Origin of the sequence: Streptomyces asoensis (assembly GCF_013085465.1) — a bacterium.
In the GTDB taxonomy this organism is placed as follows: Bacteria; Actinomycetota; Actinomycetes; order Streptomycetales; family Streptomycetaceae; genus Streptomyces; species Streptomyces cacaoi_A.
Window position 1 is genome coordinate 8,382,576 of the sequence record NZ_CP049838.1, and the last position, 25,587, is coordinate 8,408,162.

Sequence of the window (25,587 nt, forward strand, 5' to 3'; positions counted from 1 at the left end):
TCAGTGGTCCATACCGTGGTCCGTGCCTGGTCGCAGGCCGGTTTCAGGTCACTCTCGCCACGGTCGAACTCGGCCGCGGGCGGCTGTCAGGCGCAGAGCACGCGCGTCTCGGGCGTGTAGACCGGCCCGCCGCTGAGGTTCGTGCTGTCGCTGAACTCGGCGTAGAAGTACGAGTAGAAACCGATGTTGCCGTTGCAGCCGGAGTCGGTGGCGACCTGGAGCGTCAGGGTGACGGTGCGGCTCTGCCCGGGCGGGACGGTGGCCCCGTAGTTGGCGCCGAGATTGGCGGGACCGGTCCCGGAACAGGGGGTGGCGCCCGCGGTCGTGGCCAGGCTGCATCCGGTGAAGCTGTACTTCAGGTCGGGGCGCTGGGTGGTCAGCCACGTCGGGTCGATCGTCTGGTACACGAACCAGATGTCGTAGGTGTGGTTGTTGGTGATCGTCATCGACAGGTTCACCGTGCCGCCGGGCGTGGTGGTGGCGCTGTCGGTGGCGAACGTCAGCTCGGCCGTCGCGGGAGCCGCGCTCGCACCGGGGGCCAGGCCGAAGACGGCGAGGACGAGGGCGAGGATCGCGGTGAGGCCGAGGCGTCTCATCAGAGGTGATCGCATGGCCCGGGAGGCTAGGCAGGCCCCGTTGGCGACGTCTGCCCCGTCGGAGGCGGCCGGCCCGCCGTTCGGCCGGAAGTGTGTGCCGGGTGAGGGCGCTGTGACGAACCTGTGGGCGTGTCAGGAGCCTTGTGTCAGCACACGGTAACGGCAGTGTGACGCAACGGATCGGATGTCTCGCGAGGGGCCGGACGGCTCGGTGGTGCGCCGGGACGGTTTGGCGCGTAACGGTCGTACCGGGCCGTCCTCCGTGCCGCCCGGCGGACGCGCGTAGCGCGGGTTCCCGGCCAACCGCCGATTTCCGGCCCCGAGTCGGCGGTCCGGAGCGGCTTGGGGATCTCTTGGCCCGTCGCACACCCCTCGTACCGTCGACTTTCACACCGGCGTCATCCGGGCCTTCCCTGACGTTCGGTGCCCTTGGAACACTCCTTGCGCGCGCATTGCGTCACGAACCGGCAGGCGCAGCCCCTTCCGTACGAGAGGTGCCTCACCCATGCCCGAAGTCAACCGGCGCAGATTCCTTCAACTCGCGGGCGCCACCACGGCGTTCACCGCTCTGTCCGGCAGCATCGAACGTGCCGCCGCGCTGCCCGCGAACCACCGCACGGGGTCGATCGAGGATGTCGAGCACATCGTCGTCCTGATGCAGGAGAACCGCTCCTTCGACCACTACTTCGGCAAGCTGCGCGGTGTCAGGGGCTTCGGCGACCCGCGTCCGGTCACCCTCCCGAACGGCAAGTCGGTCTGGCACCAGGCGGACGGCGCCGGCAAGGACGTCCTCCCGTTCCACCCGGACGCCGACGACCTGGGTCTCGCCTTCATCCAGGACCTCCCGCACGGCTGGAACGACGGCCATGCCGCCTTCGACGGCGGCAGGTACGACAAGTGGGTGCCCGCCAAGAGCGCCACGACGATGGCGTACCTGACCCGCGAGGACATCCCCTTCCACTACGCGCTCGCCGACACCTTCACCGTCTGCGACGCCTACCACTGCTCCTTCATCGGCTCCACCGACCCCAACCGCTACTACCTGTGGACCGGACACACCGGCAACGACGGCAAGGGCGGCGGCCCGGTCCTCGGCAACGACGAGGCCGGCTACAGCTGGACGACGTACCCCGAGCGCCTGGAGCGGGCCGGCGTCTCCTGGAAGATCTACCAGGACGTCGGCGACGGCCTGGACGCGAAGGGCAGCTGGGGCTGGATCCAGGACGCCTACCGCGGCAACTACGGCGACAACTCGCTGCTCTACTTCAAGCAGTACCAGAACGCCCAGCCCGGCGACCCGCTGTACGACAAGGCGCGCACCGGTACCGACGCCCGCACGGGCGAGGGGTACTTCGAGCAGCTGAAGGCGGACGTCAGGGGCGGCAGGCTGCCGCAGATCTCCTGGATCGTCGCCCCCGAGGCCTTCACCGAGCACCCCAACTGGCCCGCGAACTACGGCGCCTGGTACGTCGCCCAGGTCCTCGACGCGCTCACCTCCGACCCGAAGGTGTGGGCGAAGACGGCGCTGTTCGTCACCTACGACGAGAACGACGGCTTCTTCGACCACCTGCTCCCGCCGTTCCCGCCGGCCTCGGCCGCGCAGGGCCGCTCGACGGTCGACGTGGGACTCGACGTCTTCAAGGGCGACAGCGGCCACACCGCCGGCCCCTACGGGCTCGGCCAGCGGGTGCCCATGCTCGTCGTCTCGCCCTGGAGCAAGGGCGGTTACGTCTGCTCCGAGACGCTCGACCACACCTCGGTCATCCGGTTCATGGAGCGCCGCTTCGGTGTCCACGAGCCGAACATCTCGCCGTGGCGGCGCGCGGTGTGCGGCGATCTGACCTCCGCGTTCGACTTCTCCCGCGCGGACACCCGGCCGGTCGCCCTGCCGGACACCGACGGCTACGAGCCCCCGGACAAGGACCGCCACCCGGACTACGTGCCCATCCCGCCGGCCCGCCCCGTCCTGCCGAAGCAGGAGCGCGGCTCGCGGCCCACCCGCCCGCTCACGTACGCGCCCGCCGTGCACGGTTCGGTGGACCCGACCGCGGGGACCCTCACCCTCGCCTTCGCCTCCGGGGCCAAGGCCGGCGCCGCCTTCCTGGTCACCTCCGGCAACCGCGCCGACGGACCGTGGAGCTACACCACCGGGGCGGGCGCGACCGTCTCCGACACCTGGAACTCGGCGTACTCGGGCGGCTCGCACGACCTGACCGTGCACGGCCCGAACGGATTCCTGCGCGTCTTCAAGGGGGCGGGCAAGGCGGCCGGGGCCGAGGTGACCGCCCGGCACGTCGACGACGGTCTCGAACTGACCTTCACCCACCGGGGCTACGGCGCGGTGGAGCTGAAGGTGGCCGACGGCTACGGAGGGCGGCCCACGACCGTCGAACTGCGGCCCGGCGGATCGCTCAAGCGCACCCTGGACCTGCGGGCGAGCCGCCGGTGGTACGACCTCACCGTCACGTCCGGCGCCGACCCGGCGTTCCTCAGGCGGTTCGCCGGACACGTCGAGAACGGCCGCCCCGGCGTGAGCGACCCGGCGATCGTCACGGAGTGACCCGCTTGGGCCGCTGCCACGGTAAATGCGCGGTGAACACCGCATCGTGGGGGCTGGTCAGGTCCCTGCGGGCTCGGGGTAATGTGCCCCGGTGACCACGCATTCGAACACACCTTCAGGCTGGTATCCGGACCCGCACGGGGCGGACCGGATCCTGCGTTACTGGGACGGCACCCAGTGGACCGAGCACACCCACGCGGACGGCAAGGGTCGGCCCGCGCCGCAGGTGCCCCAGCAGGCGGGGCCGGACGGGCGGGTCCAGCACCAGGTGCAGCAGCAGGCCGGGGTCGCGGCGAGCGGCCCCGGCGGCGGCACGCTCTTCAGCGAGCCGGTGCTGGTGGTGAACCAGAAGGCCAAGCTGATCGAACTGACCAACGAGTACAAGGTCATGGACCAGCAGGGCGGTCAGCTCGGCTCGGTCGTCCAGGTCGGCCAGAGCGCGCTGCGCAAGATCCTGCGCTTCGTCGTCAGCATCGACCAGTACCTGACGCACAAGCTGGAGATCCGCGACGTCCACGGACAGCCGGTGCTGCTGCTGACGCGTCCCGCGAAGTTCCTCAAGTCGCGGGTGGTCGTGACGCGCCCCGACGGGCAGCCGGTCGGTGAGATCGTCCAGCAGAACGTCTTCGGGAAGATCAACTTCGCCATCAACGCGGACGGCCGGCAGGTCGGCGCGATCAAGGCGGAGAACTGGCGGGCCTGGAACTTCGCGATCGTCGACCACGCCGACAACGAGGTCGCCCGGATCACCAAGACCTGGGAAGGCCTCGCCAAGACGATGTTCACCACGGCGGACAACTACGTCCTCCAGGTCCACTACCAGTTGCCCGAGCCGCTGCTGAGCCTGGTCGTCGCCACGGCCCTGACCGTGGACACCGCGCTCAAGCAGGACGCGCGCGGTCTGGGCTGACGCCCTTCGCGGACAGGGTGGCACTCCCCGGGGTGCCACCCTGTCCGCACCGGGTCACAGAGGGGTGAGGTGCTCCGGCCCGGTCGTCGGCCGGGGCAGCAGCGCCGGTTCGGCCGACGCCGTCTCCGGGCTCAGGGCCAGCACCGCCGCCACGGGGTGATCCTCGTCCTCGACGGCACCGGGTTCCGGCGCGGCCCGGGACAGCAGCACCACACCCCAGCCCGCGATGCCCGCTCCCGCCAGCGCCAGGAGCACACCCGCCGCCCCGCCCTGGAGGCGTTCGCCCAGGAGCGCGAGGCCGATCGCCGCGGCGGCCACCGGGTTCGCCAGGGTCACCATCGCCAGCGGTGCGCCGAGGCCACCGCGGTAGGCGGTCTGCGACAGCAGCAGCCCGGCCGTCGCGAAGGCCGCGACCAGCAGCGCCACCCCGATCACCTGCACGCCGAGCAGCGGGCCCGAACGGTCCGTCGCGGCCACCGTCACGGTCTGGGTGAGCGCCGAGGCGACTCCCGAGGCGAAGCCGGACGCGGTCGCGTGCCGCAGTCCCGGCTTGGCGCCGCGCCGGGCCAGCAGCCCGATGAGCGCCGCCGTCGCTCCGGCCACCGCCACCGCCTCCGGCACGCTCAGGACGTCCTCCGGAGCCGGACCCGACGCGGTGACCAGGATCGCGGCCAGGCCGGCCAGGGTGAAGGCGGTGCCCCGCCACTCGGCGGCGCGGACCTTGCGCCCGGCGACCCGCGCGCCCATCGGCACCGCCGCGACCAGGGTCAGTGCGCCGAGCGGCTGCACCACGGTGAGCGGTCCGTACTTGAGGGCGACCACGTGCAGCAGCGCGGCGGCGGCGTTCAGCCCCACCGACCCCCACCAGGCGCCGTTGCCGAGCAGACGCAGCAGACCCGTGCCGGGGTGCCGGGAGGCCAGCCGTTCCTGGGCGACGGCGGCGGCCGCGTAGGCGACGGCCGAGAAGAGGGACAGGACGACGGCGACCAGGGTGGCGTTCATCGGCCCGCTCCCACGAGGACCGGCTCCTCGGCCGGGACGAGGGTGCGCGTACCGCGTCCCGCCGTCGTGGCCGTGCGCCGGGGGGCGTGGATCAGCGCGAGCGCGAGGCCGAGCAGCGCGCCCGCCGCGATCGCGTCGAGCCAGTAGTGGTTCGCCGTGCCCACGATCACCAGCGGGGTCAGCAGCGGATGCAGCAGCCACAGCCACCGCCACCGCGACCGGGTGGCGACGACGAGGCCGATCGCGACCATCAGGGCCCAGCCGAAGTGCAGCGAGGGCATCGCCGCGAACTGGTTCGACAGATGGTCCGTCTGCGGCGGGCCGTACACCGACGGACCGTACACGCGCGCGGTGTCGACCAGCCCCGTCGCCGCCAGCATCCGCGGCGGGGCGAGCGGAAGGGCGAGATGCAGCACCAGGGCGGCGGCGGTGACCGCGGCCAGCACCCGGCGGGCCCACACGTAGTGGGCCGGGCGCCGCAGGTACAGCCAGACCAGGAAGGCCAGGGTGGCGGGGAAGTGCACGGTCGCGTAGTAGGTGTTCGCGACCTCGGCCAGGGAGTCGCCGTGCAGCAGCAGGGCCTGCACGGAGCCTTCCTGGGGCAGCCGGAGCAGGCGTTCGACGTGCCACACGTCGTGTGCGTTGCGGAAGGCCTCGCCGGTGTGGCCGGCGGCCAGCTGCCGGCCGAGCTTGTAGACGAGGAAGAGTCCTGCGACCAGCAGGAGCTCTCGGACTATGGGCGGCCGCGCCGGCGTGACCGGCTCCGCTTCCCCAGGCTCGGTGCGGGCATTCATCCCCCGGCCCCTTCACTGACGGTGGTGCGTGTGGGTGGTGCTGCCGCGCTCGTGACTCGTGCATACACCATCGATACGATGTCGTACCGATACGCCAGTGTACCGATACGCGTGCGTACCGGTACACTGGCGTATCGATTGATGTGCGCCACACTGGACAGAGGCTCTCGCAGGGGCCTCGAGGCAAGCTCCAGAGACGGAAGAGAAGAGGGGACGGCGGATGACGTCGCAGGCAGCGGACGGACCCGAGTCGGTCGCCGCCACGAGCCGCTCCAAGCTCACGCCCGAGCGTGAGCAGGAGTTCTTCGACGCCGTTCTCGACCAGGTCCGTGAATGCGGTTACGAAGCCGTCACCATGGAGGGCATCGCCGCGAGCACCCGGTGCAGCAAGTCCACGCTCTACCGGCAGTGGAAGACCAAGCCCCAGTTCGTCGTGGCCGCCCTGCGCTCCCGCCGCCAGGCCCGGCTCACCGGCATCGACACCGGCTCGCTCGCCGAGGACCTGCGCGAGGCCGCGCGGGCCACCGGCCGCTGGTCCACGCACGACACCAAGCTGCTTCAGGCGCTGGGTCACGCCGTCACCGGTGACCAGGACCTCGCGCTGGCGCTGCGGGAGGCGATCGTCGCCCCCGAGATCGAGGCGCTGCGGGAGATCCTGCGGCGCGGGGTCGAACGCGGCGAGATCGCCCGCGATCACCCGGCGCTGGAGTACGTCCCGGCGCAGATGTTCGGCGTGATCCGCGCCCGTCCCGTCGTCGACGGGGAGTACGCCGACCAGGAGTACCTGGTCCGCTTCGTGGAGGCCGCCGTGCTGCCGGCGCTCGGCCTCACCTAGAGAGCGACACAGCGACCGACACAGCGACCGACACAGCGACCGACGCAGAGACCGACACAGAGACCGACACAGAGATCAGCACATGGCTCAGGCCGCCGTCCACGGGATGACTGGACGGTGACCTGTCTCGCGCCGCACCGTGGGGACGGGGGCGGCGCGCACCACCCGGCCGGGTGGGCCCCCTTGAGCGGAGGGGTGCCCCACCCGGCCGACCGTGTCAGACGTCCTGTCCGCTGCCGCCGCCCGTCGACACCTTGATGCCCTTGGTGATGGTGTCGATGATCGACACGCTCTGATCGGCGTCGACCCCGAAGCGGAGCACCACCAGCCGCTTGGTGTCCGCGGGCGCCGGGAACGCCAGCGACTCGACATAGCCGTCCGCGCCCTTGCTCGTGACCGCCTTCCAGCGCACCAGGTAGCCCTTCTGCCCGGCCACCGTCACCGCCTTGGAGGCGAGCACCTGGTGCGAGGTGATCGCGCCGTACGTCGTGCCGCCGTAGGACTCCTCGGCGTTGGCCGAGATGTCCGCCTTCGCGACCGCCTCGGCGGTCTCGCCCTTGGTCTCCAGCACCTCGACGGGCGCCGAGTACACGCCCCCCTTGGTGCAGGTCTTGGAGGTGTCGCCGGGGCACTTGTAGGAGGAGTCGGAGGTGAGCTGCGCGCCCACGCTCAGCTCCTGGCCGGTCCAGCCGGCCGGGATGGGGATGCTGATCCCGTTGAGCGCGTCGGTCACCGAACCGCTCTTGATCTTCGGCGCCTCGGACTCACCGGGCGAGGGCGAGGCCCCGCCCGAACCCCCGGAACCTCCCGAACCCCCGGAACCTCCCGAACCCCCGGAACCTCCCGAACCGCCCGAACCGCCGGAGTCGCCGAAGGGCCCGCCCTGGCCGCCGCTGCCGTCCTGGCCGCCGGGCCCGCCCGGTCCCTGGGCCGTGCCGCTGCCGCCGCCCGAGCCGTCGTCCTTGGCCAGCGCGTACACGCCGACCCCGATGCTGGCGAGGACCGCCACGGCCGCCGCGACGGCTATGCCCGTCCGCAGCCCGCGCCGCCGGCCCGTGCCCGCCGGCGCCGCGGGATACCCCGGATACCCCGGATACCCAAAATACACCGGGTACGACCCGTCCGCCGGGGTCTGCGCCGGCGGACCCCATACGGCGGCCGAGCCCGCGGCGCGGGTCTGGTCCGTCCATGCCTTGCCGTCCCACCAGCGTTCGGTGGCGGGACCGTCACTTGTCTGCCCCGGATCGGGATACCACCCGGGAGGAGTCACCTGCGTCATGCCCCCACCGTATGAGGCGTCGGTGAAAGCCGGATGAGAGGGAGGGCACTCTGTTGAAATCCGTTCCGGGCGCCCCGCCGCCCGGCTGGCGTGAATTGGACGTCAATTCGGTTCCCGTCACTCGCCGTTGACGCCAGGGGACCACTTCCGCAGGCCCGCCGGGGCGTCCCGGACCGTCGCGTGTCACCCGTGGAGGCGGGACCTGCCCGGACCGCCCTCCGCGCGGGCCCCCGGAAGGCTACGCTCGACGTCGGTACGTCGTTCGGGCGACTTGGGGAGGTAGCGGGATGACGGAGGTCAGGCCGGCGGCGGCCGCCTCGGCTTTCCTGTGGGAGCGCGAGCGGGAGGTCGCCGCCATCGCGGAGGCGGTGGAGACACTCTGCGCCGACCGGTCCTCGTCGGGTCACCTGCTGGTGCTCCGGGGCGAGGCGGGATTCGGCAAGACCGCGTTGTTGGCCGAGACACGCCGTATCGCCGAGAGCCGCGGCTGCGCGGTCTGGTCGGCCCGTGGCGGCGAGACACTGAGGTCCGTCCCCTTCAACGTGGTACGGCAGTTGCTTCAGCCCACCCTGCTGTCCCTGCACCCGGAGGAGGCCCGCGAGTACCTCGGCGACTGGTACGACATCGCCGGCCCCGCCCTCGGCATATTGGAACCCGGCGAGGGCCACGCCGACCCGCAGGGCGTGTGCGACGGCCTCGTCGCCGCCGTGACCCGGCTGGCCAGGCGCGACTACCCGCTCGTGCTGTTGATCGACGACGCGCACTGGGCCGACCAGGAGACCCTGCGCTGGCTCGTCGCGTTCGTCGAACGCCTCGACGAACTCTCCGTCCTGGTCGTGGTGGCCCGCAGGCCCGGCGAGGTCAAGGGCGACGCCGCCCGCCACCTCGAAGCCATCGGCCTGGCCGCGGGCCCCGCCGTCACCAGCCTCAGCGCCCTGACGCCGCCCGCGGTCGCCGGCCTCACCCGGGCCACCCTCGGCCCGCACGCCGACGCCGCGTTCTGCCGCGAGGTGTGGGCCGTCACCGACGGCAACCCCTACGAGACCGTCGAACTCCTCGCCAAGGTCCGCGACAGCGAACTCGAGGCCAGCGAGTCCTCGGCGGGCGAACTGCGCGCGCTGAACCGCGCCGCCCGCGGCGGCGGCCTCGTCGACCGCCTGGAGAAACTGGGCGTCGACGCCACCAAGTTCGCCATGGCCGCCGCGATCCTCGGCGCGGACATCTCCGTCGACCAGGCGGCCCTGCTCGCCGGACTCGGCCGGGACGACGCGGCGCGCTGCGCCGAGCTGCTGCGCAACGCCCGCATCCTCACCGAACCCGTCCCCGGAGCCGTCCCCGCGGGCGACGGCGACCTGGAGTTCGTCCACCCGCTGATCGCCTCCGCCGTCTACGACTCCATCCCCGGAGGCCTGCGCACCGCGATGCACGGCATCGCGGCCCAGGTCGTCACCGACGCCGGCAAGGGCCTCGCGGCCGCCTCCCGGCATCTGCTCCAGGTGCACGCGGAGGGGGACGAGGAACTCGTCGAGCAACTGCGCGAGGCCGCCCGCGAACACCTCGCCGTCGGCGCCCCCGACGCGGCCCGCCGCTGTCTGGAACGGGCCCTGCACGAACCGCCCGCCGCCGAGGTCCACGCGCACGTGCTCTACGAACTGGGCTGCGCCACCCTCCTCACCGCCCCCGCCAGGACCATCGACCATCTGCGCACCGCACTCGCCCTGCCGGGCCTCGACGGCACCGAGCGCGTCGACGCCGTCTTCCGCCTCTCCCAGGCCCTCCTGCACAACGACCAGCTGGAGGAGGCCGTCCGCACGGTCGAGGCGGAGGCCGCCCGGCACGCCCCCGGACCCGCGCGGCTGCGGCTCCAGGCGGTGCAGTTCATGTGGGAGGGCGTGCACGCCGGGGAGGCGACCACACCGCGCCGCTCCGAGAGGCTCGCCGAGCTGGCCGCGACCTGTACCGGCCGGGACAACGCCGAACGCGCCCTGCTCATCCTGCGCGGCTTCGACGCCATGACCCACGGAGAGAACGCCGAGGAGGTCGCCGAGTTCTGCGACCGCGCCCTCGTCAACGGCGGCCTCGCCCCCGGGCTCGGCTGGACCGACCAGGAGTGGGGCATCGAACTGCTGATGATGCTGGCCAGCTCCTACGCCTACACCGACCGGCTCGACCGCGCCGACGCCCTCTTCAACGAGGCCCTGCGCGCCTACACCTCCGCCGGCTGGAGCGGCGGGCACCTCGCGCTGGCCCACGCCTACCTCGGACTGGGCCTGCGCCGCCGGGGCCGTCTGAAGGAGGCGGAGGAGTCCCTCAGGGAATCCCTGCGGGTCGCCGAACGCGTCGGCCGCGGCCTGCCCCTGTACTGGTCGGCCACCTGCAACCTCGTCGACACGCTGCTCGCCCGCGGCCATGTCGCCGAGGCCTGGGAGACCGCCGAACAGTACGGTTTCGCCCCGCCGTACCCGTCGACGATCGTGCTGCCCGACCCCCGCTCGGTGCGCGGCCGGCTGCTGCTGGCCGTCGGCCGGGCCAAGGACGGCATCAACGAGCTGGAGGCGGCCGAGAAGGCGGCCGCCGTGCGCGGCCACCTCAACCCGGTGATGGTCCCCTGGGCCGTCGAACTCGCCCGGGCGCTGGCCACCGAGGATCCGGCCCGGGCGAACCGGCTCGTCTCCGAGGCCCGTCGTCAGGCCGAGCGCTTCGGCACCGACACCGCGATCGGGGAGGCCCTGCGCTGTGCCGCCGCCCTGGAGACCGGCCAGCGCGCGGTCCGGCTGGCCCAGCAGGCGGTCACCTTTCTGGAGTCCTCGCCCTGCCAGTACGAACACGCGGCCGCCCGTGTCGAGTACGGCATCCTCTCCCGCTCGGCGTCCGAACTCGGCCGGGGCCTGTCACTGGCGCGTTCCTGCGGAGCGGACGGCCTGGTGGACAAGGCCCAGCAGGCACTGCGGGGGATGGGCGCACCGCAGGTGGGCCTGGTACCTGGACAGACCCGGAGGTAGCCGCGGCAGGCCGCCGGTGGAGGTGACACCGGCGGCCTCCCGCGGCGGCTCGTCGCCGGGTCGGGCGGGCATCCGTCGTCAGGCGCCCAACAGCTCCTCGGTGAGCCGTGCGAGGCGCGCCCGAACCTGCGGGTCGCACGTCGTCTCGCGCGCCCGCGCCGGACACGTTCCGTAGGCACGGGCACGGGACACCGGTTTCCGGGTGATGCCGTTGGAGCTACCACCGGCAGGATCACCCTCGGCCGTACGCGCCTCAGCCGGTCCCGTCCTCCTCGGCCAGCACCCGCTGGGCCGTCGCGAACGCCGAGTTCGCCGCCGGGACCCCGCAGTAGACGGCCGTCTGGAGCAGCACGGCGCCGATCTCCTCGGGCGTGAGCCCGTTGCGCCGGGCCGCCCGCACATGCATGGCCAGCTCGTCGTAGTGGCCGTGCGCCACCAGCGCGGTCAGCGTGATCATGCTGCGCTCGCGGCGGCTGAGCGTCGGGTCGGTCCAGATCTCGCCCCAGGCGTAGCGGGAGATGAAGTCCTGGTAGCGCGCGGTGAACGCGCTCTGCCGGGCCTGCGCCCGGTCCACGTGCGCGTCCCCGAGCACCTCACGGCGCACCTCCATGCCCCGCTTGGCCCCGCCGTCGAGATGGGTGCGCAGCACGGTCAGCACGGCCTCGGGGCACTCGGCGGGCGCGAGGTGCGAGGCGCCCGGGAGCTCGACCAGCGCGGCGCCCGGCACCGCGTCCGCGATCTCCCGCAGATGCGCCGGCGGCGTCGCCGGATCCTGACGCCCCGCGATCAGCAGGGTCCGTACGGCGATCTCCGGCAGCCGCTCGCGCAGATCGAAGGCGCCCAGCGCGTCACAGCACGCCGCGTAGGCCTCCGGGTCGGCGTCGCGGTGGTCGGCGACCAGTCCCGGCACGGTGAACCCGGGCGTGAACCAACGGGTGTTCGCGCCCTCGGCGAGCCCCGCCAGTCCCTCGCGGCGCACCAGCGCGGCCCGCTCCTCCCACGGCTTGGACCCGTTGAAGTGGGCCGACGAACAGATGACCGCCAGCGCCGACACCCGCTCCGGGTGATGCAGCGCCAGATGCAGACCCACCGCGCCGCCCAGGGACACACCGGCGTACGCGAACCGCTCCAGGCCGAGCGAGTCGGCCAGCGCCAGCACCAGGTCGGCGAGGTCGCCCATGGTGGCCCCGGGACCGATCAGGTCGGCCGCCGAGCCCCCGTGCCCCGGCAGATCCCAGCGGACCACCCGGTGCGTGGCGGACAGCTCCGGCGCGACCTTGTCCCACAGGGCGTACGAGGTGCCCAGCGAGGGGCCGAGCAGCAGCGCCGGAGCGGAAGTCGGGCCCTCGGCACGGTGGTTGAGCAGTTTCTCGGTCAACGTCGCTCCAGCGCACGGTCGGTGAGGCTTCCGGCGGAGCCGGTGTAGCGGGCGGGATCGGTGAGGTCGCCGAGGTCGACGTCCTTCAAGCCGGGCTCCGAGGCGAGGAGTTCGCCCAGCGGACGGTCTTCCGCGTAGGTGCGCCGGGCGAGCTCGGTGAGCAGTTCCTTGGCGCGGGCACGGCCGAGCACGGCCGACAGCGCGGCGGACAGCCGCTCGGAGACGATCAGCCCGTGGGTGAGATCGAGGTGCGCCCGCATCGCGTCCGCGTCCACCCGGAGCCCCTCGGTCAGCTCGGCCGCGTCCCGGGCGGCCCCGCCGGCCAGTCGCAGCAGCTCCCTGAGCGGCTCCCACTCGGCGTGCCACGCCCCGGCCGGTCGCTCGTCCTCCGCCGCCAGGGACCCGTACAGCGTGGCCGCGAGCTGCGGGGCGCGCCGGGCGGCGGCCGCGATCAGCGTGGACCGCACCGGGTTGGCCTTGTGCGGCATGGCCGAGGAACCGCCGCCACTGCCCTCCGCCACCTCGGCGATCTCGGTGCGGGCGAGGGTCAGCACATCCGTCGCGACCTTCCCCAGCGCGCCCGCCGCGAGGGCCAGACAGCCGGCCAGGTCGGCGATCGGCGTACGCAGGGTGTGCCACGGCAACAACGGTGCCCGCAGCCCGAGTTCACGGGCGAAGGCGGCGGGCAGAGCGGTCGCGTCGGTGGCGCCGTACGCCGTGAAGGCCGCCAGTGTCCCGGCCGCGCCGCCGAGTTGGGCGGGCAGCGAGTCCCGTACCGCCGTCACCCGGTCCCGCGCGTCCAGCACCAGCGAACGCCAGCCGGCCGCCTTCAGCCCGAAGGTCGTCGGCACGGCGTGCTGGGTGAGCGTCCGGCCCGGCATCGGCGTGTCGCGGTGCTCGGCGGCCAGTCGTGCCAGCGCCCGCTGGACGCGGTCGAGGTCGGCCAGCAGGAGGCCGAGGGTGCGCACCGCGACCAGCATCGTCGCCGTGTCCATGATGTCCTGGCTGGTCGCGCCCCGGTGGACGTACGGGCCGTACTCCTCGCCGACCGCCTTCGTCAGATCGGCGACCAGCGGGATCACCGGGTTCCCGCCGCCGCGCGCCCGCCCGGCGAGGGAACGCACGTCGAACTCGCCGTCGTCGGCCACCGAGGTGACCGCCGCTCCGGCGCCCTGCGGGGCCAGCCCCAGCGCCTCCTGGGCACGGGTCAGCGCGGCCTCCGCGTCGAGCAGCGCCCGCAGATAGGCACTGTCGCCCGTCGCGGCGGCGGCGGGGGAGCCGGTCCACCCGGGGGCTAGCAGACCGGCGTCGTGGTGCGCAGTTGTCACTGGAACTCCAGGAAGACCGTCTCGCCTTCGCCCTGAAGGCGGATGTCGAAACGGTAGGTCCCCAGCTCGCCCCGCGTGGCGATGAGCGTGTCGCGCCGCGCCGGGTCCACCCGCGTCAGCAGCGGGTCGGCGGTCAGCGCGGTCTCGTCGTCCGGCAGGTAGATCCGGGTGAACAGGTGCACCAGCAGCCCGCGGGCGAACACACAGACGCTCAGGTACGGGGCGCTGTGCCCACGCGCGCCGGGCCGCAGCGTCCGCGCCGACCAGTGACCGTTGGCATCCGTCTGGATGCGGCCCCACCCGGTGAACTCCACGCCGTTGCGGCCGAGGAAACCACCGCTCGACGGGTCGCGCCGCATCGAGCCGTCCACCTGCGGCAGGTTGCCCTCGGGGTCCGCGCCCCACAGCTCCAGAAACGCGTCCGGCAACGGGTTGCCGTCCCCGTCGTACACGTAGCCCTGGAGCGCGATCGTGTCCGGGTGGCCGAGCGGGGCGATGTCACCGCCGCCGGGGAACGGCAGGGCATGGCCGTAGAACGGGCCGACCGTGTGCGACGGGGTGGGGAGCACGGTCTCCGGACGGCTCGTGTCGATCTTCGTCATGGCAGGTCAGCGTCCTTCTTCGATCCAGGTGGCGTGCGGCCCGTCGAGCACGATGTCCCAGTGGTAGCCCATCGAGAACTCCGGCACCGACAGGCTGTGGTCGTACGTGGCGACCAGCCGCTGCCGGGCCGCGTCGTCCGTCACCGACTGGATGATCGGGTCGTACGGGAAGAGCGGGTCGCTCGGGAAGTACATCTGCGTCACCAGCCGCTGGGTGAACGCCGTGCCGAAGAGCGAGAAGTGGATGTGGGCCGGCCGCCAGGCGTTGACGTGCTGACGCCACGGATAGGGGCCCGGCTGCACGGTGGTGAAGCGGTAGAAACCGCTGTCGTCCGTCAGCGTGCGGCCGACACCCGTGAAGTTCGGGTCCAGCGGGGCGTCGTGCTGCTCGCGCTGGTGGGCGTAGCGGCCCGCCGAGTTGGCCTGCCAGATCTCGACCAGCTGACCGCGGACCGGACGCCCGTCGCGGTCCAGCAACCGGCCGGAAACGGTGATCCGTTCACCGATCGGCTCGCCGTTGTGCTGCCGGGTGAGGTCGTTGTCGATCTCGGTGATGTCCCGTTCGCCGAAAGCGGGGGAGGCCAGCTCCACCAGCTCCGGGTCCTTGCTGACGTCGATGGCGACCGGCGGCTGTTTCGGGTGGCGCAGGACGGAGGAGCGGTACGGCGCGTAGTCGCGGCGCGGCTGGTGCTCGACCGGCTGGCCGTCGGCGATCCGCTTCTCGTACGCGGCGTGCTCGGCCGCGATCTCCTGGTCGATGTCGGCTTGCGTGAGAGTCATGGGGGTTCCTGGGTTTCTTATCGTTCGAGGACGAGGGCGAGGCCCTGCCCCACGCCGATGCAGAGGGTGGCGACCCCGACGCCGCCGCCCCGACGGGCGAGCTGGTGGGCGACCGTGCCGGCGAGACGGGCACCGGAGGCGCCGAGCGGATGACCGAGGGCGATCGCGCCGCCCTGCGGGTTGAGGACCGCCGGGTCGAACTCGGGCCACTCGGCCACACAGCCGAGCACCTGGGCCGCGAAGGCCTCGTTCAGCTCGAGCACCGACAGATCGGCGAATCCCCTGCCCGCCTTGGCGAGCGCGCGGTTGACGGCCTCGACGGGGGCGAGCCCGAAGTACTGCGGGTCGATCGCGGAGACCCCGGTGGCACTGACGCGGGCGAGCGGCTCACGTCCGGTCGCCCTCAACCCCTCCTCGTCCACGAGCAGCAGGGCCGCGGCGCCGTCGTTCAGCGGCGAGGCGTTGCCCGCGGTCACGGTCCCGTCCTCCGTGCGGAACGACGGCCTGAGCGTGGCCATCGCCTCCAGTGAGGCGTCCGGCCGTACGCACTCGTCGGCGCCGAACACGACCGGGTCGCCCTTGCGGCGCGGGATCGACACGGGCGCGAGCTCGGCGTCGAACAGGCCCGACTGCTGGGCCGCGGCGGCCTTGCGGTGGCTGGCGAGGGCGAACTCGTCCTGCTGTTCGCGGCCGATCTTGTGCTTGTCGGCGATCAGCTCGGCCGACTCGCCCAGCGGGATCGTCCACTGCGGGTCCATCCGCGGATTGACCATCCGCCAGCCCAGCGTCGTCGAGTACAGCTCGGAGTGCCCGGCGGGGAACGCCCGGTCCGACTTCGGCAGCACATACGGCGCGCGGGTCATCGACTCCACACCGCCGGCGACGGCGACGGAGGCGTCGCCGACCGCGATCGCGCGGGCCGCCTGGATGACCGCCTCGAGACCGGAGGCGCACAGCCGGTTGACGGTGACACCCGGCACGGAGGTGGGCAGGCCCGCGAGCAGCGCGCCCATACGGCCGACGTTGCGGTTCTCCTCGCCAGCCCCGTTGGCGTTGCCGAAGTACACGTCCTCGATGCGGGAGGGGTCCAACGCGGGTGTACGGGCGACGAGTTCACGGATGGCGTGCGCGGCGAGGTCGTCCGGGCGCACCGAGGCCAGAGCGCCGTTGTAGCGGCCGATCGGGGTGCGGACCGCGTCGACGATGTAAACGGTCCTGAAACCGTTGCTCATGACTGGACCTCCTCGGCGAGACGGACCTTGGCGGCCGTCTTCGTCACGATCTCCTCGGCGGTGACGCCCGGCGCGGTCTCCACCAGCACCAGCCCCTCCTCGGTGACGTCGAGGACACCCAGGTCGGTGATGATCCGGTTCACACACGCCTTCCCGGTCAGGGGCAGCGCGCAGTCCGTGAGGATCTTGGGGCTGCCGTCCTTGGCGGTGTGGGTCATGACGACGATGACCGTGCGGGCGCCGTGCACCAGGTCCATCGCCCCGCCGATCCCGGTGATCAGCTTGCCGGGGATCGCCCAGTTCGCCAGGTCGCCGCGCTCGGACACCTGCATCGCGCCGAGCACGGCGACGTCGATGTGCCCGCCGCGGATCATGCCGAAGGACAGTGCCGAGTCGAAGAAGGACGCGCCCGGCAGGACCGTCACGGTCTCCTTGCCGGCGTTGATCAGGTCCGGGTCGACGGCGTCCTCGGTGGGATAGGGGCCGGTGCCCAGGATGCCGTTCTCGCTCTCCAGCACCACCTCGACGTCCGCCGGGAGGTAGTTGGGGATCAGGGTCGGCAGTCCGATGCCGAGATTGACGTACTGGCCGTCCCGCAGCTCGCGCGCGGCGCGGGCGGCCATCTCCTCACGTGTCCAGGCCATCAGTCGCTCACCGTTCCCTCTGCCGCGGGCGCGGAGACCGTCCGCTGCTCGATCCTCTTGTCCGCCGCCTGCTCCGGGGTCAGCGCGATCACGCGCTGCACGAAGATGCCCGGCAGATGGACCGCGTCCGGGTCGATCTCCCCGGGCTCGACGAGCTCCTCGACCTCGGCGATCGTGATCCGTCCGGCCATCGCGGACAGCGGGTTGAAGTTACGGGCGGACTTGTTGAACACCAGGTTGCCGTGCCGATCGCCCTTCGCCGCCCTGACCAGCGCGAAGTCGGTACGGATACCGTGCTCCAGCACATACTCCGCGCCGTCGAACTCCCGGACCTCCTTCGGCGGCGAGGCCAGGGCGACGCCGCCCTCGCCGTCGTAACGCCACGGCAGCCCGCCCTCGGCGACCTGGGTGCCCACGCCCGCGGGGGTGTAGAAGGCGGGGATCCCGGCGCCGCCGGCCCGCAGCCGCTCGGCCAGCGTGCCCTGCGGGATCATCTCGACCTCGAGCTCGCCGGACAGGTACTGGCGGGCGAACTCCTTGTTCGCGCCGATGTAGGAACCGGTTACCCGGGCGATCCGCCCGGCCGCGAGCAGCACCGCGAGGCCCGACTCCATCGCGCCGCAGTTGTTGGAGACCACCGACAGTCCGGCGACGCCCCGCTCGTACAGCGCCTGGATGAGGACGTTCGGCACGCCGCTCAGTCCGAATCCACCCACTGCCAGAGACGCGCCGTCCGGCACGTCGGCCACCGCCTCCAGGGCCGTGGCGACCACCTTGTCCATCCGTGAAGCCCCATCTCTTCCGCGCGTCCCCGGCCGTCAATTAATCAGGGCACTGATTATTTCTCCGAGGTTTCCCACACGCTGCCACCGCAGAGTGGAGCAGTCAAGACCCCAGGCCGGAGGTCTGACAAGGGTCACTAAGGCACAAGACCAGGTCGGTCGCACGCGGTATCGTTCAGTGCACCGACGAAATCTCATGCTGAGGAGCGCACATGGCCGCGGTGGATCTCACCAGCCACCCCGGGCACCTGGCCCGGCGGCTCCAGCAGGCGCACTACCTGCTGTGGAACACGATGGTCTCCGAGGAGATCACCTCGCCGCAGTTCGCGGTCCTCAACGCGCTCGTCGCCGAGCCGGGTCTCGATCAGCGCACGGTGGGGGAGCGGGTGGGGCTCGACCGCTCCACGATCGCCGAGGTGATCAGCAGGCTCATCCGCCGGGAGCTGCTCGACAAGGTCCGCGACCCGCAGGACGGGCGTCGCTTCCTGCTGGGGCTCACCGACGAGGGGCTGCGCACCCACCGCAGGCTGACCGTGCGCACGGCCCGGATGAACCAGGTCTTCCTGTCTCCGCTCTCGGCCGCGGAACAGACTCTGTTCCTCGAGCTCATCCAGCGCGTCTCGGACGCGGCGGAGGGGCTGCGCAACCCGGGGGAGCCCCTGGTCGCGCCGTCCTGATCAGGGCGCGAGCCTGAGCGCGATCGGGCCACGCGGCATCAGGGTGTCCCCGCGGCAGGTGCTTGCGCGACATCAGGGTGCCTGCGCGAACACCACCCACACCTGGCCCTCGGCGAAGGCGACCGGGGTGCCGTCGGCGGTCGTGAAGTCCGTGCCGTCCGTGGCCGTCGCCCGCTTCCAGTTCACGTCGTGGACCCGTCCGTCCCGCAGCACCCGCGCCTTTCCCGAGCCCACCGTCTCGGTGTACGGCGTGTTGTTGCCGAGGAAGTCGTGGAATCCCGACGCGCGCACCTTCACGTACTGCACGACCACCGTGGCCGGGGCCACCCGTTGCCCGCCGTCCGTCACCGTCGGCGCGCCGTCCGTCGAGACCAGCCAGCGCGACCGGCTCGCCGACCAGCTGAAGGAGAAACGGGCCGCCGGGTAGCGCACGGTGAGCGAGGCCTGCGCCGTACCGCCGGAGGGCGCGGTGCCGTAGCGGAACCCGGTGGTCAGCGCGGCGGAGCCCGGCGCGGAGGGCAGCAGGCGACTCGGGCGCAGATAGAGGTTGTGCGGCGCGGCCCGGTCCGTGCCCCGGTAGTAGGCCCCGTCGCCGGCCGCGTCCTCGGGCGTGACGGCGTCCAGCGGCGCCCGGTCGATCAGCGGCAGCAGCTTGCCCTGAGCCCCGGAGAACGCCAGCACCGGCCGCTCGAACTGGCCCAGCAGCTCCAGATCGGACTCGCGGGCACTGCGCACGGGACCGACGGCCTTCGGCACCCTGGTCGCGTACACGGCCATCAGTCGGCTCAGCCCGCCCTCGACCTGCTCGACGTAGACGATGTCCGCGGAGTCGAGGCCGGTCTGCGGCCGGGCGCCGGGGGCGTTGTCGATCTTCACGGCGAGTACGGAGCCGGCGACGGCGGTGGGGCTGGTGCTACCGCTCGGGCTCGGCTTCTGCGACGCGCTCCGGCCGTCGTCGTTCGTCGGTGGCTCGCGGGTCGTCGTGCAGCCCGCCGCGAGGGCGATCGCCAGCAGGGCGGTCAGCAGCGCCGCGGCCACCGCGGAGGGTCCGGTCCGCATCGCGCACGCCGGGTGTCCCGGACGCCTTGGGTATCTCGGATGTATCGGATGTATCGGATGTATCGGGCGTCTCGAACGATTCGTGCCTGTCATGGCCACCCCCGTCTCGTGTCTCGATTGTGCGCTCGTCCGTTCGAGAGTGGCTATGCGTGGCTGCGGGCTGCGGGCTGCGGGCTGCGGGCTGCGGGCCGCGGGCTGTGCGGGCTGTGGGCCGTGGGCGTCGTGGTTCGCGGCCGGGCGGTCGGGTACCCGGGGCGCAGCCAGGACCCGGTACCCCCGGACCAGCCGGGACGCACCGGTCGGCGAAGGGAGCGCGGCGCGATGAAGGCTGTGACCTGGCAGGGCAAGCGGGACGTACGGGTGGACACCGTGCCAGACCCGACGATCCAGGAACCGACGGATGCCGTCATCCGCATCACGTCCACCGGCCTGTGCGGCTCCGACCTGCACCTGTACGAGGTGCTCACCCCCTTCATGACCCCGGGCGACATCCTCGGCCACGAGCCCATGGGCATCGTCGAGGAGGTCGGCGCAGGTGTGCCCGACCTCCGGGCCGGCGACCGGGTCGTGGTGCCCTTCCAGATCGCCTGCGGCAACTGCTGGATGTGCCTGAGCGCGTTGCCCACCCAGTGCGAGACGACCCAGGTCACCGGCGAGGGCATGGGCGCGGCCCTGTTCGGCTACACCCGCCTGTACGGGGCGGTGCCCGGCGCCCAGGCCGAGTATCTGCGGGTACCGCAGGCCCAGTTCGGCCCCATCAAGGTGCCGGAGGGGCCGCCCGACGACCGCTTCGTGTACCTCTCCGACGTCCTGCCCACCGCCTGGCAGGCGGTCGCCTACGCCGACATTCCCCAGGGCGGCACCGTCGCGGTGCTCGGCCTCGGCCCCATCGGTGACATGGCCTGCCGTATCGCCCAGGTGCGCGGCGCGGGCCGGGTGTTCGGCGTGGACCTGGTCGGCGACCGGCTGCGCCGGGCCCGCGCGCGGGGCGTGGAGACGTACGACCTCCGCAGCTTCGACAGCGAGAAGGAGCTCGTCGCCGCGATCCGCGACGAGACCGACGGTCGAGGCCCGGACGCCGTGATCGACGCCGTCGGTACCGAGGCGCACGGCAGCGCGGCCGCCCGTATGATCCAGAACGCCTCCGCCCTGCTGCCGCGGAAACTGAGCGGCCCGCTCGCGGAACGCTTCAGCGTCGACCGGCTCGCCGCCCTGCACACCGCCATCGAGCTGGTGCGCCGCGGCGGCACCCTGTCCCTCGTCGGCGTCTACGGCGGCATGGCCGACCCGCTGCCGATGCTCACCATGTTCGACAAGCAGCTCCAGATCCGCATGGGACAGGCCAATGTGCGCCGGTGGAGCGACGAGATCCTGCCGTACCTCACCGACGAGGACCCGCTCGGCGTCGACGACTTCGCCACCCACCGCCTGCCGCTGTCGGACGCCCCGCACGCGTACGAGATGTTCCAGCACAAGCAGGACGGCGCGGTGAAGGTCCTGATGACACCGTGAACCGTGAACCGTGAAAACGGTTCCGGATCAGGGGTGAGTGCGAAACCGCTTACGGATCAGGTTGCCGCCTGAAACCGCTTACGGATCAGGTTGCCGCCTGAAACCGATTGTGGATCGGGTTGCGCCTGCAACCGGTTGCGGATCAGGGTGCGCCTGAAACCGGTTGCGGATCAAGCTCTGCTCCCGAAACCGATTGTGGATCACGTCGCGGGCGGCGCCCCGAGGATCTCCGCCAGGTCGTAGCGCACCGGTTCCTCCAGTTGCGCGTACGTGCAGCTGTCCGGCGTGCGGTCGGGGCGCCAGCGGCGGAAGCGGGCGGTGTGCCGGAACCGTGCCCCGTTCTCCATGTGGTCGTACGCCACCTCGACCACCCGCTCGGGCCGCAACGGCACCCAGGACAGGTCCTTCTTGCCCGACCAGCGGCTCGGCGCCCCGGGCAGCCGTGCCGTCTCGTGCGCGGCCTCCTCCGCCCAGGCCGCCCACGGATGGCCCGCCGCGTCCTCCATGCGCAGCGGCTCCAGCTCCTCGATCAGCTCCGCCCGGCGTTTCATGGAAAAGGCGGCCGACACGCCGACGTGCTGGAGGGCGCCCCGGTCGTCGTACAGGCCCAGCAGCAGCGACCCCACCACCGGCCCGCTCTTGTGGAAGCGGTATCCGGCGACGACGACGTCCGCGGTGCGCTCGTGCTTGACCTTGAACATGGCGCGCTCGTCCTGGCGGTAGCGCAGGGTGAGCGGCTTCGCGATCACCCCGTCCAGGCCCGCCCCCTCGTACTCCTCGAACCACCGCTGCGCCACCTCGGCGTCGGTCGTCGCCGGCGCCACGTGCACGGGCGCCGGCACCCCGGCGAGCGCCCCGGTCAGCAGCTCACGCCGGTCGCTCAGCGGCACGTCCAGGAGCGACCGGTCGTCGAGCGCCAGCAGGTCGAAGGCGACGAACGACGCCGGGGTCCGTTCGGCGAGCGTGCGCACCCGGGAATCCGCCGGATGGATGCGCTCCGTGAGGGCGTCGAAGTCGAGCCGCCCCTCCCGGGCGATCACGATCTCCCCGTCCAGCACACACCGCTGCGGCACCCGTTCCCGCAACGCCTCCACCAGCTCCGGAAAATACCTGGTCAACGGCTTTCCGGTGCGGCTGCCCAACTCGATCTCGGCACCGTCGCGGAACACGATCGCCCGGAAACCGTCCCACTTCGCCTCGTACTGCATGCCCGGCGGAATCGCCGCCACCGACTTGGCGAGCATCGGCTTCACGGGCGGCATCACCGGCAGATCCATGCTCCGATTCTGCGCGAGGACAGCGGGGACCGCCCGGTGTGCGGACCGTCCGGCGTACGGGCGTCCGCGAGCTGATGCGAGCTGTCGGAGGTGTGTCTACCGTGGCTCGCATGGGCGATGCGGTGGAACTGGAAGTGGCCGGCCGGACGGTACGGCTGTCCAGCCCCGACAAGGTCTTCTTTCCGGAGCGCGGCTTCACCAAGCTGGACCTCGCCCGCTACTACCAGGCGGTCGCCCCCGGCATCCTGCGCGCCCTGCGCAACCGCCCCACCACCCTGGAGCGGTACCCGGACGGCGTGGGAGGCGAGTCCTTCTTCCAGAAGCGGGCGCCGAAGAACATGCCCGACTGGATCCCGACCGCACACATCACCTTCCCCAGCGGACGCAGCGCCGACGAGATGTGCCCGACCGAGGAGGCAGCCGTCCTGTGGGCCGCCCAGTACGGCACGCTCACCTTCCACCCCTGGCCCGTGCGCCGCGACGACGTCGACCGCCCCGACGAACTGCGCATCGACCTCGACCCGCAGCCCGGCACCGACTACGACGACGCGGTCCACGCCGCCCACGAACTGCGCGCCGTCCTCGAGGAGTTCGGCGGTCTGCGCGGGTGGCCCAAGACCTCCGGCGGCCGGGGCCTGCACGTCTTCGTACCGATCGAACCCCGCTGGACCTTCACCCAGGTCCGGCGCGCCGCCATCGCCGTCGGCCGGGAGATGGAACGGCGGCTGCCGGAGCGGGTGACGATCAAGTGGTGGAAGGAGGAGCGGGGCGAGCGCATCTTCATCGACTACAACCAGACCGCCCGCGACCGCACCATCGCCTCCGCCTACTCCGTACGTCCCCGTCCGCACGCGCCCGTCTCGGCGCCGCTGCGCTGGGAGGAGGTCGGCGACGCCCACCCCGGCGACTTCGACCTCGCGACCATGCCGGCCCGGTACGCCGAACTCGGCGATGTGCACGCCGACATGGACGACCACGCGTTCTCCCTGGAGGCCCTTCTCGAACTCGCCCGCCGCGACGAACACGACCACGGCCTGGGCGATCTGCCGTATCCGCCGGAGTACCCGAAGATGCCCGGAGAGCCGAAGCGGGTGCAGCCGAGCCGGGCCCGGCACGAGGACGCCCCGGGCGGGCCCGGGGCGTCCTAGCGCGACCGTCCGGCGCCGGCCGGACGGCCGCTGTCACAACTCCTTGATGCGGATGTCCCGGTACGAGACGACGTCCGTCGTGCCGTGCACCTGGAGCCCGAGGTAACCGGAGGCGAAACGCCGTCCGTCCGTGCCCGGGTCGTCCGCGCGCGGCGGGGAGAACTCCTGGCCGCCGGTGTTGTCGAACTCGTTGATCAGCACGCCGTTGCGGTAGACCGAGTAGTGCTGGTCGACCACCCTGATCTCGTAGTCGTTCCAGGTCCCCTTCTGGGTGACGCCGGCGCCGGCGAGTCCCACCCGGTCGAAGCCGTACACCGACCCGGTCTTGTACATGTCCCCGTCCGGCCGGTCCAGTACCTGCACCTCGTGCCCGTACTTGATGGCGACCCACTCCGGTCGCGACTCCTCGGCATGGTCATGGACCCACGGGAAGCGCACGAACACACCGGAGTTGGCGTTGCCCGTGCCCGGAGCGTCGTCGCGCCACTGGAGCTTCAGCGAGAAGTCGCCGTACTTGCGCTCGGGGAACCACAGCATGCCCAGGCCCTCACGGGTGGTCCCGCTGGTGATCGATCCGTCGGCGTTCTGCGCGAACGATCCGCCGCCCACCTGCTGCCACTTCGCGAACGAGCCCGCGCTGCCGTCGAGGATCGTGCGGTAGCCCTCGGTCTGGCCGGGCTTGCCGATCCCGGACCGGCTCGCCGCCTCCTGGACGGCGTCGTACTCACGCTGGTCCACGACCCCCTCGCCGAACAGCCCGTCGAGGACCGTCTTCACGTGCTTGAGGAACAGCGCGTGGGACGTCCATTCCTTCTCGTCCTCGATCAACTCGTTGATCCGGCACCGCTTGTCGGTCAGCCGGTTCGGCACCCCCGAGTCGACCGTGCCGACGATCACCGTCAACCGCTCGTCGTATTCGGGGCAGTTGGGGGCCGGGACCTGACTCGACACCACGGTGAAGGTCACCGTGCGGGCGGTGGAGGTGTTGCCCGCCTTGTCGGTGGCGCGGTAGACGAGGGTGTGCGGGCCCGCGCGGTCGACCACCACCGGGATGCTGTATGCGATGTACGGTCCACCGTCGAGTGAATACTCGATCCGGTCGACACCCGACCCGTGTTCGTCCGTCGCGCTCACGGTCACCTTGGCATTGCCGACGTAGGCCCCGCCGGAGTTCTTCGTGCCCTCGACGGTCACGCCGGTCACCGGTGGTGTGGTGTCCTGCGGGGTCGCCGCGACCACGGTGAACCGGACGCTCTTCTCGGCGGCCGCGTTGCCCGCCTTGTCGGTGGCCCGGTACCGCACGGTGTGGGTGCCGACCTGGTGCACCATCACGGGCGCGGTGTACGGCTGCCAGGCCCCGGAGCCGACGGTGTACTCGATGGTGTTGACCCCGGATCCGGTGTCGGAGGCCGACACGGTGACGGTCGCCATGTCGATGTACGTGCCGTCGGGGTTCTGCTCGCCGCTCACCGTCCCGGAGGTGTCCGGGGGTGTCGTGTCGTCGGAGGGCCGGGCGACGACCGTGAACGCGGCGGTCTTCTCCGCGGAGACGTTGCCGGCCTTGTCGAACGCCCGGTAGCGGATCCGGTGGCTGCCGACCTGGTCGACGACGACCGGTGCGGTGTACGGGATCCAGTCGCCCGCAGTGCCGACCGCATACTGGATACCGTCGACCCCCGACCCGCCGTCGTCGGTCGCCCCGATCGCGACACTCGCCGAGCCGACGTACTCGCCCTGCGCGTTCTGCGTGCCGGTGACCTGCGCCGCCGTCTCGGGCGGTGTCGTGTCCTCGCCGCCGCCCTCGGTCACCACGAGAATGCCCTGCATCTGGCCGTGTCCGGGGATCGTGCAGTGGTAGAAGTAGCGCCCCGGGGTCAGGGTGACCTCGGCGGTGTGCCGGCCGCCCAGGTCGTCGTTCGGGTTGGCCAGGATGTTCAGCGTGACGTCGTCGTTGAACTCGGGGTCGCTGGTCGCGAACGTCAACGTGTGCGGCATGCCCATGGTGTTGCCGGTCGCCACGCTGTTCTCGAAGACGATCGTCGCCTGACCCGCCACCGCCGTCGCCGGTGCCGAACCGTACTTGGTGATGTCGTCGCCGGCGGTCCAGGTGAGCACCTGGGCGGCGGCTGCCGGCTCGGACTGTGCCGCGGTGGGTGCCGCCTGAAGCCCGAGCATCATCAGCACGGCGGC

The 25,587-nt window shown here is 72.0% G+C and carries 21 protein-coding genes; 7 read left to right on the top strand and 14 right to left on the bottom strand.

Going from position 1 to position 25,587, the window contains the following annotated elements; all coding sequences use genetic code 11:
* Positions 1 to 86: 86 nt before the first annotated feature.
* Entirely contained in the window at positions 87 to 611 is a 525-nt protein-coding gene (locus G9272_RS37410) for a hypothetical protein (protein WP_171400649.1), read from the bottom strand.
* 490 nt (positions 612 to 1,101) lie between these two features.
* On the opposite strand from G9272_RS37410, the gene G9272_RS37415 reads away from it, so the two are divergent.
* Together G9272_RS37415 and G9272_RS37420 are read left to right on the top strand one after the other, a co-directional pair.
* Entirely contained in the window at positions 1,102 to 3,156 is a 2,055-nt protein-coding gene (locus G9272_RS37415; protein WP_171400650.1) for a phosphocholine-specific phospholipase C, read from the top strand.
* 91 nt (positions 3,157 to 3,247) lie between these two features.
* Positions 3,248 to 4,066, top strand: a complete 819-nt coding sequence (locus G9272_RS37420; RefSeq protein WP_171400651.1) for a phospholipid scramblase-related protein — start codon at positions 3,248 to 3,250, stop codon at positions 4,064 to 4,066.
* 54 nt (positions 4,067 to 4,120) lie between these two features.
* Here the strand turns inward: G9272_RS37420 and G9272_RS37425 are convergent, their stop codons facing one another.
* Positions 4,121 to 5,068, bottom strand: coding sequence for a hypothetical protein (locus G9272_RS37425; RefSeq protein ID WP_171400652.1), 948 nt, complete (start codon positions 5,066 to 5,068; stop codon positions 4,121 to 4,123).
* Positions 5,065 to 5,862 (bottom strand): phosphatase PAP2 family protein, encoded by a 798-nt coding sequence (locus G9272_RS37430; RefSeq protein WP_171400653.1) that lies wholly within the window; start codon positions 5,860 to 5,862, stop codon positions 5,065 to 5,067. Before G9272_RS37430 ends, G9272_RS37425 begins: the two co-directional genes overlap by 4 nt.
* Before the next feature lie 220 nt (positions 5,863 to 6,082).
* On the opposite strand from G9272_RS37430, the gene G9272_RS37435 reads away from it, so the two are divergent.
* Positions 6,083 to 6,697, top strand: a complete 615-nt coding sequence (locus G9272_RS37435) for a TetR/AcrR family transcriptional regulator (RefSeq protein WP_171400654.1) — start codon at positions 6,083 to 6,085, stop codon at positions 6,695 to 6,697.
* A gap of 217 nt (positions 6,698 to 6,914) precedes the next feature.
* Here G9272_RS37435 and G9272_RS37440 read toward each other — a convergent pair whose 3' ends face one another.
* Positions 6,915 to 7,976, bottom strand: a complete 1,062-nt coding sequence (locus tag G9272_RS37440) for a DUF2510 domain-containing protein (RefSeq protein ID WP_171400655.1) — start codon at positions 7,974 to 7,976, stop codon at positions 6,915 to 6,917.
* A 287-nt stretch (positions 7,977 to 8,263) separates the two neighbouring features.
* Between G9272_RS37440 and G9272_RS37445 the strand changes: the two genes are divergently transcribed.
* Positions 8,264 to 10,978 carry an ATP-binding protein gene (locus tag G9272_RS37445; protein WP_171400656.1) on the top strand — a complete coding sequence of 905 codons (2,715 nt, stop codon included), beginning with the start codon at positions 8,264 to 8,266 and terminating at the stop codon, positions 10,976 to 10,978.
* Positions 10,979 to 11,231: 253 nt separating this feature from the next.
* Here the strand turns inward: G9272_RS37445 and pcaDC are convergent, their stop codons facing one another.
* The 7 genes from pcaDC to G9272_RS37480 are packed head-to-tail and all read right to left on the bottom strand — an operon-like array spanning position 11,232 to position 17,724.
* On the bottom strand, positions 11,232 to 12,356 hold the full coding sequence (gene pcaDC / locus G9272_RS37450; protein ID WP_171400657.1) for a bifunctional 3-oxoadipate enol-lactonase/4-carboxymuconolactone decarboxylase PcaDC: 1,125 nt from the start codon (positions 12,354 to 12,356) through the stop codon (positions 11,232 to 11,234).
* A complete protein-coding gene (gene pcaB / locus G9272_RS37455; RefSeq protein WP_171400658.1) occupies positions 12,353 to 13,684 on the bottom strand; it encodes a 3-carboxy-cis,cis-muconate cycloisomerase in 1,332 nt (443 codons plus the stop codon). Before pcaB ends, pcaDC begins: the two co-directional genes overlap by 4 nt.
* Positions 13,681 to 14,286, bottom strand: a complete 606-nt coding sequence (gene pcaG, locus G9272_RS37460) for a protocatechuate 3,4-dioxygenase subunit alpha (protein WP_171400659.1) — start codon at positions 14,284 to 14,286, stop codon at positions 13,681 to 13,683. The genes pcaB and pcaG overlap by 4 nt, the downstream gene beginning before the upstream one ends.
* A gap of 6 nt (positions 14,287 to 14,292) precedes the next feature.
* Positions 14,293 to 15,066: a protocatechuate 3,4-dioxygenase subunit beta gene (pcaH, locus tag G9272_RS37465; RefSeq protein ID WP_171400660.1), complete on the bottom strand. Its 774-nt coding sequence runs from the start codon at positions 15,064 to 15,066 to the stop codon at positions 14,293 to 14,295.
* Positions 15,067 to 15,083: 17 nt separating this feature from the next.
* A complete protein-coding gene (locus G9272_RS37470) occupies positions 15,084 to 16,298 on the bottom strand; it encodes a thiolase family protein (protein ID WP_171400661.1) in 1,215 nt (404 codons plus the stop codon).
* On the bottom strand, positions 16,295 to 16,942 hold the full coding sequence (locus G9272_RS37475; protein WP_171400662.1) for a CoA transferase subunit B: 648 nt from the start codon (positions 16,940 to 16,942) through the stop codon (positions 16,295 to 16,297). The genes G9272_RS37470 and G9272_RS37475 overlap by 4 nt, the downstream gene beginning before the upstream one ends.
* Complete coding sequence (locus tag G9272_RS37480; protein WP_171400663.1) at positions 16,942 to 17,724, bottom strand: CoA transferase subunit A; 783 nt, start codon at positions 17,722 to 17,724, stop codon at positions 16,942 to 16,944. Before G9272_RS37480 ends, G9272_RS37475 begins: the two co-directional genes overlap by 1 nt.
* A gap of 212 nt (positions 17,725 to 17,936) precedes the next feature.
* Here G9272_RS37480 and G9272_RS37485 point away from each other — a divergent pair, with 212 nt between their 5' ends.
* Positions 17,937 to 18,401, top strand: a complete 465-nt coding sequence (locus tag G9272_RS37485) for a MarR family winged helix-turn-helix transcriptional regulator (RefSeq protein ID WP_171400664.1) — start codon at positions 17,937 to 17,939, stop codon at positions 18,399 to 18,401.
* A gap of 72 nt (positions 18,402 to 18,473) precedes the next feature.
* Here the strand turns inward: G9272_RS37485 and G9272_RS37490 are convergent, their stop codons facing one another.
* Positions 18,474 to 19,460, bottom strand: a complete 987-nt coding sequence (locus G9272_RS37490) for a DUF3048 domain-containing protein (RefSeq protein ID WP_171400665.1) — start codon at positions 19,458 to 19,460, stop codon at positions 18,474 to 18,476.
* A 321-nt stretch (positions 19,461 to 19,781) separates the two neighbouring features.
* Here G9272_RS37490 and G9272_RS37495 point away from each other — a divergent pair, with 321 nt between their 5' ends.
* The gene (locus G9272_RS37495; protein WP_171400666.1) at positions 19,782 to 20,972 is read left to right on the top strand and encodes a zinc-dependent alcohol dehydrogenase; all 1,191 of its coding nucleotides are present in this window, start codon (positions 19,782 to 19,784) and stop codon (positions 20,970 to 20,972) included.
* Between the two features lie 200 nt (positions 20,973 to 21,172).
* On the opposite strand, the gene G9272_RS37500 is transcribed toward G9272_RS37495, so the two are convergent.
* On the bottom strand, positions 21,173 to 22,249 hold the full coding sequence (locus G9272_RS37500; RefSeq protein WP_171400667.1) for an ATP-dependent DNA ligase: 1,077 nt from the start codon (positions 22,247 to 22,249) through the stop codon (positions 21,173 to 21,175).
* Between the two features lie 110 nt (positions 22,250 to 22,359).
* Between G9272_RS37500 and ligD the strand changes: the two genes are divergently transcribed.
* Positions 22,360 to 23,397, top strand: coding sequence for a non-homologous end-joining DNA ligase (ligD, locus tag G9272_RS37505; RefSeq protein WP_171400668.1), 1,038 nt, complete (start codon positions 22,360 to 22,362; stop codon positions 23,395 to 23,397).
* Positions 23,398 to 23,430: 33 nt separating this feature from the next.
* On the opposite strand, the gene G9272_RS37510 is transcribed toward ligD, so the two are convergent.
* Positions 23,431 to 25,575, bottom strand: coding sequence for an OmpL47-type beta-barrel domain-containing protein (locus tag G9272_RS37510; protein ID WP_171402343.1), 2,145 nt, complete (start codon positions 25,573 to 25,575; stop codon positions 23,431 to 23,433).
* Positions 25,576 to 25,587 lie beyond the last annotated feature (12 nt).